This is a genomic window from Acinetobacter larvae (assembly GCF_001704115.1).
Classification (GTDB): domain Bacteria; phylum Pseudomonadota; class Gammaproteobacteria; order Pseudomonadales; family Moraxellaceae; genus Acinetobacter; species Acinetobacter larvae.
Genome location: NZ_CP016895.1, coordinates 2,196,348 through 2,208,879 on the forward strand (window position 1 = coordinate 2,196,348; position 12,532 = coordinate 2,208,879).

A 12,532-nucleotide genomic window follows, 5' to 3' on the forward strand; every position below is an offset into this window, starting at 1 on the left:
ATAAAACAAAGCCACCGATAAAAACCAAGGGAGCTCATATGACCAACGTTGCACAAGTGTTATATAACAAAAGTAATAAAGAAATTGTCACCATCCATCCTGAAGCAACTGTACTCGAAGCAATTGCGATGATGGCGCAAAAAGGCATCGGCGCACTTGTAGTCCTCGATGCCCAGCATGTGGTTGGCATCTTATCTGAGCGCGATTACACCCGAAAAATCGCTTTGCATCATCGTAGTTCTGACCATACCACTGTGGCAGAAATTATGACCAGCAAAGTCATTACCGTAAATCCCCAGCAAAGTGTTGAGGAGTGTCTATCATTAATGACTGATAAACACCTACGGCATCTACCTGTAGTAGAAAATGATCAGTTGGTTGGTTTAATTTCGATTGGCGATTTAGTCAAAGCAACCATGGAAGATCAAAAACAATTGATCCTACAACTACAACAATATATTTCTGGCTAAATAGTCATATTGAAACACAAAAACAAAAAAGGCGCTGCATGCGCCTTTGCTGTATGCAGCAAAACAAATTCTAATGCTAAATCAAGCATTGGGATGTATTAGCGTGCCAGATATTGACTCATTTCTTCAATACCCTTTAAGCTCATAGGATACATATGTTGCTCAAACAGCTCGCGTATCATGCCAATACTCGCAGTATAATGCCAGTATTTTTCTTGTTCTGGATTAAGCCATGCGGTTTTATCAAAATGCTGTCTTAGGCGTTTTAACCAGACCTCACCAGACTCTTCATTCATATATTCGACAGAACCACCAACCGAACGAATCTCATAAGGTGCCATACTGGCATCTCCAACCACAATGACACGATAATCTCGCCCATAGGTATGAAAGAGCTCTAAGGTATTCATTTTGGAGCTTTGCCGACGATGATTATCTTTCCAAACATAATCATATAAACAGTTATGAAAATAAAAATATTCTAAACTTTTAAACTCAGTCCGTGCCGCACTAAAAAGTTTTTCACAAGCAGCAATATAGGCATCCATTGAGCCCCCCACATCAAATAACATGAGTACTTTGACACGATTACGCCGCTCAGGACGCATATGTACATCCAAAATGCCACGTCGCGCAGTTTCTCGAATGGTGTGCTCAATATCTAATTCATCGGCAGCGCCTTGACGTGCAAATTTACGTAGACGACGTAAAACCATTTGCATTTGCCGCGTACCCAACTGCTGCTCATCATCGAGATTTTGATATTTACGCTGCTCCCAAACCTTGACAGCAGAACGCTTACGTCCAGGCCCTCCTATACGGATACCCGCCGGATGATCACCATAAGCACCAAAAGGAGAAGTTCCTCCCGTACCAATCATACGGTTACCACCTTGATGCTTTTTATGCTGCTCACGTAAACGCTCTTCTAGCATTTTCATAAGTTCTTGCAATGAACCTGCCTGATCTAAGGCTTGGCGCTGCTCTTCTGTTAAATTTTTTTCGAGTAATTCCAGATCAAACCAGTCTTTGGGTAACTGATTTAAATGATCCAACACATCATCCAAATCGATGTGCTCAATTCCATTAAAATAATCCTGAATGGCGCGATCAAACTTATCATAATGGCGTTCATCCTTAACCATAATAATTTTGGCAAGCTGATAAAATGCTTCTTGATCGGCAAACACAACCCCTGCCGCCACAGCCTGATTAAGATCAATCAACTCTCGCGTACTCACAGGAATGCCATACTGTCTTAACTTATAAAAAAGACGTACAAACATAATGTGCTCCCAGCCAGCTTAAAATTTTAGCAATATTTAACGACGTGTCATAAATGCCAAACGTTCAAGTAACTGCACGTCTTGTTCGTTTTTAATTAAAGCACCATATAAAGGAGGAATAGCCTGACGGCGATCATGCTGACGTAATACATCATCAGGCATATCATCTGCCATTAATAAACGTAGCCAATCAATTAACTCGGAGGTAGATGGCGGTTTCTTTAACCCTGGTACCTGACGTAATTTAAAGAAAATATGTAATGCATCTTGCACCAGTTGACTAGAAATTTTTGGAAAATGTACTGCAATAATCTCGCGCATTGTTGCCTCATCAGGGAATTCAATATAATGAAAGAAACAACGTCTTAAAAATGCATCTGGTAATTCTTTTTCGTTATTTGAGCTAATAATGACGATTGGGCGTTGCTTCGCATAAACCGTCTCACCCGTTTCATATACATAAAAGGACATTTTATCCAATTCATGTAATAAATCATTGGGGAACTCGATATCTGCTTTATCAATCTCATCGATTAATAATACACAACGCTCATCACTGGCAAAGGCTTCCCACAGTTTCCCGGGCTTGATGTAGTTTGCAATATCAAATACGCGATCATCACCCAGCTGGCTATCTCGTAAACGTGAAACGGCATCATACTCATATAAACCTTGCTGTGCCTTGGTGGTCGATTTGATATGCCATGTAATCAGCTTCAAACCAAGACTTGCAGCGACTTGCTCGGCGAGTAATGTTTTACCCGTTCCAGGCTCACCCTTGACCAATAACGGTTTTTCTAATGTACGTGCGGCTTGTACTGCCAACTTTAAACTATCAGTGGCAATATACTCATCAGTTCCAACAAACTTCTGCTTATCTACAGACATAAATGAGACCTAAATTTAATGCATATATAAATGCTAAAACGACATTAATGCCCCCACTATAATGGTGAAGCATCATCACTTTTCTTGGTTTTTTTCATTGTGATATTCGCCTTAGACCAACACCACCCAATCACAAAGCCAATCCCAATCACAAATAATATTAATGACAGGTTAGACCAAATCAATGGACTGTCTTTGGTTAAAATACCAAATAGCAAACCAAATATGGCTGGTGCAATTTCCGAGTTTGGTCCTTCTGAAATTGTTGGCGTTGCAATCAAAGCAAAGAGGACAACCCATAAGATTCCGCCGAAAGGTGCAGGAATACGACGTATAACAGCATACCAACACCATAAAATAATCACCGCACCCAATATATATACACTGACTGCAATATTATCTTCAGGAATTGCATCTATTAAATCTAAGAAGCGATTCCATATATCGACGAATTTCTCAAGCACCACGCAAGCCCTCTGGTTCTACTGCATTGCTATTGATTAAACCATCGGGCGGCAATTGAATAAAATACCCTTTCTCAGCAATAGAATCTATCACATGTAGTGCACTGACCCGTGCTAACTTTCGCTCTTGATAAATTTCCAATTGCATGACAAAGGTTGCGCGACCAAAGGCCTGACGTAACATGTCTGGGAGTACCGCTAAAGGATCATAATCTTCAGCCTGCTCAGTGCTGTCTTTGGCGGCAATATAAAGATACATTTCATCTTTTTTGCTGGACTTATAAATATCGCAGTGCATATTTCAATTCAGGATAACAACTAAAAATTTCTCACAGCATACAACAAAATCGACATAGATTCACTGGAATTTTATCCATTGCAGCGTAAAACCACAGGGTTGGCGCGAGGATATAAACGAGGCTGACCGAAGTTATTCATACGCGATCTACTGGATTCCCAATATATTGCCTAATGATTGAAATTAAAGCCTCTCCACAGCTGGTCGCAAAAAAGTGTCAATATGCTTCACTTATTCGTTTTACTAAGAAACTTACAATTTCTAGAAGTCGTCCGAGCCATTTCTGAGAAAAAAGAAATAGTTCATTAGCTATTCCTAAAATCAAATGCTGATCATTACATTTCACTTATAGGATAAGGTGATGATCGACTAGTTTCCAAGTTTGGTGAGAACGGGTGTCCAAGTGGTTGTTGATTTTACTGCTGTGCCACGACTGCATGTGGTTTTAGTGCTGGGCGATGTTGCGGGTTCGCCAGTGCAATATGCTTAAGTGGAATTTTTAATTGTCCTTGTTGAATCTGCACAGCTAAGGTATTTTGCACTTCCACGGTCGCATCCATCGCCTCCTTCACAGGTACCTGTAAACGACCTGCTATCGGAATTTTACTATGCACGGTAGTTTGCAAAGGCAGTTGTAAGTTCTCACGAAAGACTGTTTCAACGGGTGTATCAAATTTCAAATGTACTTTTTGTTGTAGTGGAATCTTTAAATCAATCGGAACATCCATCTTAATAGGGATTACCCCTTTGAGCGGAACCTTGATCTGAGTTCCTAAAATCTGTAACTGCACTTCTGTATTGATAGGCATATTTTGATCAATTTTCAGTGTCTCCTTAACAGGAATTTGTGTTGAAATCGGAACTTGATTATCAAAAAACACATGTGGTCTAAAGCTTTGCTTAAGTGGAACATTGAGTTGTTCATTGATTGGAATAACCGCATCCACCTCCCCAGTGACATCAACATCAAGCGGCTCATGAATTTTGACACGGGTTTGCAAAGGTTGCTGTAAATCAATGGCAACAGACTGGTTTTCAAGTGGAATATAAATATTAAAATAGCGAAATACCCAAATCGCCAACAATACTCCCGTCACGGTAGCCAAGAACACAACAGCAACAGCGATACTTATTTTTCTAATATTCAAAATTCAATCCTTATGATTATTTATCGCTCATGTGCAAAATTTGCATCACTTGAGTTGAGTTGTTTACTCATTTGAGTCATTGCCTAGTTTGAAATATTTATTGTTTTCTCTGCATTGCAACTCAAATTTAGTCACTCATCGATCGGCAATACTGTACCAGTTTTTATTTATTTTCAATTTGTCGGGTTTTACTTTTCAAAACATGTCACAACCAACAGCGAAACCTTAGCTGCTTAGATATAAGCTGCTATCGTTGACCAAACAAGCTATGTTTACTTTATTTATGGTTTAGAAATGTCAACTTTTTTATTGATTAGACACAAGGTAGAGAGATGGATGAATTAGAGAGACAGGCTAATCATTACAGCAATAAAAAGAGCCTCCATTGAGACTCTTATTTCAAATAGCTAGTGATGTAGATTGAGAGATTCTATTTAGAACGCTCAAACCTACTCAGCAATTAAGCATCGGTGCTTGCTGGTACTTTAGCATAGCTTACGCCACACATTTGTTCAGCAATACGTAATACCTGACAGCTATAACCGACTTCATTGTCATACCAAACATAGGCCGTTAAGCGGGTACCAGAACAGATGGTTGCTTGCGCATCAAATACACCTGCTGTACGTGAACCGATAAAGTCGCTCGATACCACTTCAGTGGAGTTGGTAAAGCCGATTTGACCTTGTAGGTTTGAGTTAATAGAAATTTGGCGAATGTATTCATTCACTTCGTCACGATCAACGTCTTTACCTAAGTTCAAGTTTAAAATTGCCAAGGATACGTTTGGTGTCGGAACACGTACTGAGTTACCTGTTAACTTACCTTTCAATGCTGGCAATGCTTTGGCAACTGCTTTTGCTGCACCAGTCTCAGTGATTACCATATTTAAGGTTGCAGCACGACCACGACGGTCTGCTTTATGGTAGTTATCAATGAGGTTTTGGTCATTGGTAAAGGAGTGAACCGTTTCAACATGACCATTTAACACTTGATATTTGTCATCAAGAACTTTCAATACTGGTGTGATGGCATTGGTGGTACAACTTGCTGCGGAGATGATTTTGTCTTCATCTAGAATGTCTTTTTGGTTGACACCAAAGACCACATTCTTCATCTCACCTTTACCAGGAGCAGTGAGGACAACACGTGCAATACCTGGGCATTGTAAATGTTGTTGTAGACCGTCTTCATCACGCCATTTACCGGTATTGTCGATCAATAGTGCGTTATCGATACCATATTGAGTATAGTCAACTTCACTTGGGTTTGATGCATAAATGACTTTAATGAAGTTACCATTGGCGATAATCGCTTCATTTTCTTCATCAACAGAAATCGTTCCAGCAAATGTACCGTGGATTGAGTCACGACGTAATAACGATGCACGTTTTGCCAAATCACCATCAGATGTTTTACGCACGACAATGGCTTTGATGTTTAAGCCACGACCTAAACCAGATTGACTAATGATTAAACGCGCTAAAATACGACCGATACGACCAAAGCCATATAGCACTACATCTTTAGGCGTTTCTTCTTCAGGGTTGCCCTGAATACCTTTGACTGCATCTGCAACAAAAGCATCAATGTCACCGCCTTTTTCTTTATATGCAACAGCCAATTTACCGATATCAACTTCTGCTGAACCGATATTTTCAATTTTGCTGAGTGCTTCTAAAATTGGAAAAGTATGAACCACGGAAAGTTCAACATCAACCACACGTGTTAAACGGTGTGTTTTCAGGATTTGAATCACTGAGCGGTTGATTAAAGAGCGGCCGTAAACAGCAACAACAATATTTTTTTCACGGTACAGTTGGCCAATCAGCGCAATCATACGTTCTGCGATTTCTTCGCGGTTTTTCCAACGACCTTGGTGCTCTGCGTGTAAGGCGATAATAGTGTCTTTGCTCACAGATACGTCCTCTATTTAATATCTATCAAAGCGATGTTTTACGGGCATCATTGTAAAGGAAATCCCAGCAAGAATGAATCAAAAGCTGTACAAGTGGTAGAATAATTGTCATTTAATGCGAATAAAGCACAATACACTAGCAGTTCATCAGCAAATTCCACCGCAACAAAGTGATAATTTTCACATTTTTTTGATTTTTCCACATTTGTCGCCTTCTTTAGGCATCATCTTTCAGACGGTGTTGAACACGCTCTACATTACGCAATAAGTTTTTACGATTATGCTGCTGCCGATATAAATGTAACGCGCCTTCCAATACCAAAATAGCAACCGCCGTCCAAATGGCAATATAAGTAACCCATTCATTTTCTGCGATACTCTCCCCCATAATCAATGCAGCAAGCGCTAACAATACGGGCTCCAAATAGCTCAACAACCCAAATAAAATCAATGGTAACTGTCGACTGGCTAAAATATAACTGCCCAAGCCAATGGCGCTGAGCACACCCAGCCCCAGCACAATCAATGCCAAACTGGGTTGCTGTACAAAATATTGTAAACTCCCCTCACCCATCACAATAAAATAAACTGCCACAGGCAAACATAAGATCAAGTCCCAGAAAAAACCACCAAGATGCTCGGTCTGTAATTTTTTACGAAGAATAAAATAGAGCGAATAGCCTGCAGCAACCACGAGGGTTTCCCATGCCATGCTGCCATGTTGCCAAAACTGAAAGCCGACACCAAACAAAGCAAAGCACACTGCGACTGCCTGAAACTTAGAAAGTTTCTCCTTATAGATTAGACAACCAGCCAAGACTAAAATCAGTGGCAAAAGGAAATATCCTAAGGAAACCTGTAAGCCTCGACCATGCACAGGTCCCCATAAAAACAACCACAATTGTACTGAAGACAATGCCGAGGTGAGCGCCAAACCGAGTATCAACCATGGATTTGCCGTTAAGCGTTGCCAGACTTTATGGATCAAGGATAAATCGCCAATCAACCACAAAAATACAGTAAGACAAGGTATAGTCGCCAAAATACGCCAGCCAAAAATTTGTTGGCTATCCAAAGCACCCAGCAATTGGGTATAGAAATACAATACCCCGAAGCTAATCGATGCCAAGACCGATAAAGCAATGCCTTTTAACATTGTTACACCTCGTGGGCTTATCTTAGGAGAAGCATTGTACTGCTGTCATATCCATTGATATCAGTACAATGGCGATCTTGATGATCGTGCTTATTTTACCGATCGCATGCACTTAAAGTGCATGCGCCTTAAGACGCAAGATCTCATCTCGAATTTGCGCAGCTTGCTCAAATTGCAAGTCTTTAGATGCTTTTAACATGTCCTTTTCAAGTTTTGCAAGATGTTTCACCAGTAATTTAGGGTCAGCCAATAAATGCTGCTCATCTGCCGATAAACTCGCAGCAGATTGTACTGCTAGCGGCGCTTCTTGCTCTAAGGACTCACCGGTATCAATTTCCTTGATCACCTGACGTACAGCACTACGCGGCGTAATGCCGTGCTGCTGATTAAACTCAATTTGTTTTTGTCTACGACGATCCGTTTCATCAATGGCTTTTTGCATAGAGTCCGTTATGCGGTCAGCGTATAAAATCGCTTTACCTTTGATATTACGAGCAGCACGTCCAATGGTTTGAATTAATGAGCGCTCTGAACGTAAAAAACCTTCTTTATCGGCATCCAAAATCGCAACCAAAGACACCTCAGGCATGTCCAAGCCTTCACGTAATAAGTTAATGCCGACCAAAACATCATAAACACCTGTGCGCAGTTCATGAATAATCTTCACCCTTTCGACGGTATCGATATCAGAATGCAAATACGCAACTCTTACCCCATATTCTTTTAAATATGAGCTGAGGTCTTCGGCCATACGTTTGGTCAAGGTCGTGACCAACACCCGCTCATCTAATGCGCGACGTATATTAATTTCTGACAACACATCATCGACTTGCGTTAATACGGGTCGGATTTCAATCTCAGGGTCGATTAAACCTGTTGGGCGAACTACTTGCTCAACAATCTGTTCAGCACGTTCCAATTCATATACGGCAGGCGTCGCACTAACATAAATAGTGGTCGGAATAATACGTTGCCACTCTTCAAATTTCATCGGACGGTTATCGAGTGCGCTGGGCAAACGAAAGCCATAATTAACCAAATTCTCTTTACGTGAACGGTCACCTTTATACATGGCACCAATCTGCGACACACTAACATGCGATTCATCAATGATCAGCAAAGCATCATCGGGAATATAATCAAATAATGTCGGTGGCGCCTCGCCAGCAGGTCGACCAGACAAATGTCTTGAGTAGTTTTCAATACCGTTGGTATACCCCAATTGTTGCATCATTTCCAAATCATAGCGCGTGCGCTGTTCGATACGCTGCGCCTCTAATAATTTGTCATGCTCGCGAAAATACGCCAAACGCTGTTGCAATTCTTCTTGAATAGTTGCAATGGCGCGGGTCAAATTGTCTTTCGGGGTCACATAATGGCTTTTAGGATAAATCGTAACACGTGGTACTTTACGGATCATTTTGCCCGTAATCGGATCAAACCAACGGATAGAATCGACTTCATCATCAAATAATTCGATGCGTATGGCGTATTGATCTGATTCAGCTGGAAAAACATCCATGATCTCGCCACGAATACGATAGGTCCCGCGCAAGAACTCTAGCTCATTACGGCTATACTGCATTTCCACCAAACGTCGAATAATATCATCACGGGCGATCCGATCACCCTGCACAATATGCAGCAGCATACTCATATAAGCATTGGGGTCCCCCAAACCATAAATTGCCGAAACCGATGCCACAATAATCGCATCACGCCGCTCTAGCAGTGCTCGTGTCGCAGATAAACGCATCTGATCGATGTGATCATTAATCGCTGCATCTTTCTCAATAAAAGTATCCGATGACGGTACATAGGCTTCGGGCTGGTAATAATCGTAATAACTAACAAAGTATTCCACAGCATTATTCGGGAAAAACGCTTTGAATTCACCGTATAACTGTGCAGCCAAAGTCTTGTTATGTGCCATCACAATAGTTGGACGTTGCAACTGTGCAATCACATTGGCCATGGTATAGGTTTTACCTGAACCGGTTACCCCCAATAGCAATTGGTCATGTAAACCACGTTTAACCCCATCGACCAATTTGGCTATGGCTTGGGGTTGATCACCCGCTGGTTGATAATTTGTTACCAATTCAAATGGTTGCTTATCGTTCACACCCTACTCTCAACTCAAAATATAGCGCGGTAAAAAATACCATCGCCTGTGATGACGACTGATCAATTATGACTTGACGCCATGACAATTCAACTGCAACATGAACTCAACCGCGCTGAGCACATGATGAGAACCTGTATGTCGTATCAATATCATGATGAAACCATTATTCGTCACCTCGCATCAAATACTTTTTTCGTATTTGGCAGTAACTTGGCTGGAACCCATGCTGGTGGCGCTGCGAAAATAGCATTACAACATTTTGGTGCCAGCAAAGGCGTTGGACGAGGTTGGGCTGGGCAAAGTTTTGCCATTCCCACCATGAATGAACATTTACAACAAATGCCATTGTCTCAGATTCAACATTATATTGATGACTTCAAAACCTATGTTCAGCATCATCCCCACATCACCTTCTTCATTACAGCAGTCGGTTGTGGCGTTGCAGGTTATAAGGTTGCAGAAATTGCACCAATGTTCAAAGGCATTGCCCACAACGTGATTTTCCCCGAATCATTCCGTCCTTTTGTTGCCAAGACTTTACCGCGACTCACACAAAAATTACTGTATAGCTTTATACAACCTGAGATTGTACTCAACACCGATCCTGAAGCAGCCATTGAACAATTACCTTTAAGCGCAGCAGAAAAAAGTTTTGTCCGTATTATTTTAAATACGCCCATGTATCCAATCGATAGTAACGGACGCGATCGAGTCTATGAAATTGAAGATATTTTATATACCCTCAAAGAAGATTTTATCGATTTCCCAGCTCACTCTACCGAAGCGCTCAGTTTTGGCGGTGTGGTCTTGGCTATTTTGGAACTGTATGGCATCAATGAACGGGACTTTCTCAAAGTCTGGTTAGGTCAACAGCAGATTGCTGCACCTGCTGCCCAGAACCATGCCAAACCCAGTTAGTGCTTAGCCAGTTGACCTTGCCTGCCTATCACTCAAGCATGGCTCTTTATTCCGACTCTTTATGGCGAATATCTATTACGGATATCAACTACTAATATCAATTATCTGTAGCACAGCTACAGTACGCCCTAACGTTTCCCCATAGAACGACGTGTACCCCGGGGTGGCGCCCAAGTGCGATCTGCATAGGCTTTGGGTTTAGGACGAACATGATTATATTCAGTGCTCTGTTCAGATTCAGCTTGCTGCTTTAGTTGCTGTGAAGGCAGTGGCAGATTCAAAGACAGTTTTGCTCGTTTGACTTGGCTCATGTCGCGTACTCTTAGACAAATTGGCGCTTATTTTAGTTTTTTTCATCCCGAATGGCGAGCCTTTCAATGCTACTGTCTGCTTATTATTGAAAATACTTAAAATTTATACACATTTTTGCTGATATTTTTTTAATGAATCTGCTTTTCAGTGCCCCCAAGGCGTTTATTTTAGGCTAAGATAAAGCGCTTTTTATTTTTTTAGCCCTATAAAGAAGGAATAATGCCGTGGACGTACGTCTCTCTGATCGTGTAAATGCCATCAAACCGTCCCCAACACTTGCTGTGACCAACAAAGCTGCTGAATTAAAAGCCGCTGGCAAAAATGTCATTGGTCTTGGTGCAGGTGAACCTGATTTTGACACCCCTCAACACATCAAAGATGCCGCTATTACAGCAATCCAAAATGGATTCACCAAATATACGGCAGTAGATGGAACGCCAGGTCTAAAAAAAGCGATTATTGCTAAATTAAAACGCGACAATCAATTAGATTACCAAGCCAACCAAATTCTCGTTTCTTGCGGTGGAAAACAATCATTCTTTAACCTTGCCTTGGCTCTGCTCAATAAAGGTGATGAAGTGATTATTCCTGCGCCTTATTGGGTAAGTTACCCAGATATGGTCATTATCGCAGAAGGTGTACCTGTCATCGTAAAATGTGGCGAAGAGCAACGTTTTAAAATCACAGCGGCACAACTTGAAGCAGCGATTACCGATAAAACTCGTTTGCTGGTGCTCAACAGCCCATCAAACCCTACAGGTATGATCTATAGCAAAGCTGAATTAGAAGCTTTGGCAGAGGTATTACGTAAACATCCACACGTGATGGTTGCTTCTGATGACATGTACGAACCGATTCGTTGGCAAGACGAGTTCTACAACATCGCAACAGTTGCACCAGATTTATATGACCGCGTTATTGTGCTCAATGGCGTGTCTAAAGCTTATGCCATGACTGGTTGGCGTATCGGTTATGCTGCTGGTCCAGCAAAATTGATTGGCGCAATGAAAAAAATCCAATCTCAATCAACCTCTAACCCAACCTCCATTTCACAAGTTGCTGCTGAAGCTGCTTTAAATGGTCCACAAGATGTACTAGAGCCAATGGTTGAGGCTTTTAAACGTCGTCACGACCTTGTGGTCAATGGTTTAAATGCGATTAACGGCATTAGCTGCTTACCTGCTGATGGTGCTTTCTATGCCTATGCCAATATCCGTCCATTAATCCGTGCCAAAGGCTTAAAATCTTGCACTGAATTCTCTGAATGGCTACTTGAAGAAACCGGCGTTGCAGTAGTCCCTGGTGATGCATTCGGTCTCGGTGGTTTTATGCGAATCTCTTATGCAACGGCTGACGACGTATTGGTTGATGCACTCGCACGTATCAAAAAAGCGGCTGATTCTATTGAGGGTGTGGATGCTGCGATTGCCTCCATCGCTGCTGAAAAAGCTTAAACTGTTGTGCTAAAGCAAAGTTAAAGCAATACAAGTTGCTTGCTTTCAAAACCGTAGTCCTTAGTGGCTACGGTTTTTTTGATCGCAACTTA

At 41.5% G+C, this 12,532-nt stretch carries 12 protein-coding genes; 3 read left to right on the plus strand and 9 right to left on the minus strand.

The genetic code is table 11. The annotated features are described in order from the left end of the window. Positions 1-38: 38 nt before the first annotated feature. A complete protein-coding gene (locus BFG52_RS09885) occupies positions 39-470 on the plus strand; it encodes a CBS domain-containing protein (RefSeq protein ID WP_067555431.1) in 432 nt (143 codons plus the stop codon). 98 nt (positions 471-568) lie between these two features. On the opposite strand, the gene BFG52_RS09890 is transcribed toward BFG52_RS09885, so the two are convergent. The 8 genes from BFG52_RS09890 to uvrB form a co-directional block, all read right to left on the minus strand. After that, a complete protein-coding gene (locus tag BFG52_RS09890; RefSeq protein ID WP_067555443.1) occupies positions 569-1,756 on the minus strand; it encodes a vWA domain-containing protein in 1,188 nt (395 codons plus the stop codon). Positions 1,757-1,792: 36 nt separating this feature from the next. Further along, the gene (locus BFG52_RS09895; RefSeq protein WP_067555445.1) at positions 1,793-2,644 is read right to left on the minus strand and encodes an AAA family ATPase; all 852 of its coding nucleotides are present in this window, start codon (positions 2,642-2,644) and stop codon (positions 1,793-1,795) included. Positions 2,645-2,700: 56 nt separating this feature from the next. Next, on the minus strand, positions 2,701-3,111 hold the full coding sequence (locus tag BFG52_RS09900) for a hypothetical protein (RefSeq protein WP_067555447.1): 411 nt from the start codon (positions 3,109-3,111) through the stop codon (positions 2,701-2,703). Further along, positions 3,101-3,406 carry a YcgL domain-containing protein gene (locus BFG52_RS09905; RefSeq protein WP_067555449.1) on the minus strand — a complete coding sequence of 102 codons (306 nt, stop codon included), beginning with the start codon at positions 3,404-3,406 and terminating at the stop codon, positions 3,101-3,103. Before BFG52_RS09905 ends, BFG52_RS09900 begins: the two co-directional genes overlap by 11 nt. Before the next feature lie 416 nt (positions 3,407-3,822). Beyond that, entirely contained in the window at positions 3,823-4,557 is a 735-nt protein-coding gene (locus BFG52_RS09910) for an MFS transporter (RefSeq protein ID WP_228703838.1), read from the minus strand. 457 nt (positions 4,558-5,014) lie between these two features. Continuing rightward, the gene (locus tag BFG52_RS09915) at positions 5,015-6,472 is read right to left on the minus strand and encodes a glyceraldehyde-3-phosphate dehydrogenase (RefSeq protein WP_067555454.1); all 1,458 of its coding nucleotides are present in this window, start codon (positions 6,470-6,472) and stop codon (positions 5,015-5,017) included. A gap of 217 nt (positions 6,473-6,689) precedes the next feature. Continuing rightward, the gene (gene rarD / locus BFG52_RS09920; protein ID WP_067555457.1) at positions 6,690-7,628 is read right to left on the minus strand and encodes an EamA family transporter RarD; all 939 of its coding nucleotides are present in this window, start codon (positions 7,626-7,628) and stop codon (positions 6,690-6,692) included. A gap of 112 nt (positions 7,629-7,740) precedes the next feature. Further along, positions 7,741-9,753 (minus strand): excinuclease ABC subunit UvrB, encoded by a 2,013-nt coding sequence (uvrB, locus tag BFG52_RS09925; RefSeq protein ID WP_067555460.1) that lies wholly within the window; start codon positions 9,751-9,753, stop codon positions 7,741-7,743. A 138-nt stretch (positions 9,754-9,891) separates the two neighbouring features. Between uvrB and BFG52_RS09930 the strand changes: the two genes are divergently transcribed. Continuing rightward, a complete protein-coding gene (locus BFG52_RS09930) occupies positions 9,892-10,674 on the plus strand; it encodes an A1S_2505 family phage non-structural protein (RefSeq protein WP_067555463.1) in 783 nt (260 codons plus the stop codon). 128 nt (positions 10,675-10,802) lie between these two features. Here the strand turns inward: BFG52_RS09930 and BFG52_RS09935 are convergent, their stop codons facing one another. Further along, positions 10,803-10,985, minus strand: a complete 183-nt coding sequence (locus BFG52_RS09935; protein WP_067555467.1) for a hypothetical protein — start codon at positions 10,983-10,985, stop codon at positions 10,803-10,805. 225 nt (positions 10,986-11,210) lie between these two features. Here BFG52_RS09935 and BFG52_RS09940 point away from each other — a divergent pair, with 225 nt between their 5' ends. After that, a complete protein-coding gene (locus tag BFG52_RS09940) occupies positions 11,211-12,440 on the plus strand; it encodes a pyridoxal phosphate-dependent aminotransferase (protein ID WP_067555470.1) in 1,230 nt (409 codons plus the stop codon). Positions 12,441-12,532: the final 92 nt, after the last annotated feature.

What these genes read in the sequence shown, in the direction of transcription:
- BFG52_RS09885 (WP_067555431.1), top strand. Translation starts at nt 39, where the DNA reads ATGACCAACGTTGCACAAGTGTTATATAACAAAAGTAATAAAGAAATT.
- BFG52_RS09890 (WP_067555443.1), bottom strand. Translation starts at nt 1,756, where the DNA reads ATGTTTGTACGTCTTTTTTATAAGTTAAGACAGTATGGCATTCCTGTG.
- BFG52_RS09895 (WP_067555445.1), bottom strand. Translation starts at nt 2,644, where the DNA reads ATGTCTGTAGATAAGCAGAAGTTTGTTGGAACTGATGAGTATATTGCC.
- BFG52_RS09905 (WP_067555449.1), bottom strand. Translation starts at nt 3,406, where the DNA reads ATGCACTGCGATATTTATAAGTCCAGCAAAAAAGATGAAATGTATCTT.
- rarD (WP_067555457.1), bottom strand. Translation starts at nt 7,628, where the DNA reads ATGTTAAAAGGCATTGCTTTATCGGTCTTGGCATCGATTAGCTTCGGG.
- BFG52_RS09930 (WP_067555463.1), top strand. Translation starts at nt 9,892, where the DNA reads ATGTCGTATCAATATCATGATGAAACCATTATTCGTCACCTCGCATCA.
- BFG52_RS09935 (WP_067555467.1), bottom strand. Translation starts at nt 10,985, where the DNA reads ATGAGCCAAGTCAAACGAGCAAAACTGTCTTTGAATCTGCCACTGCCT.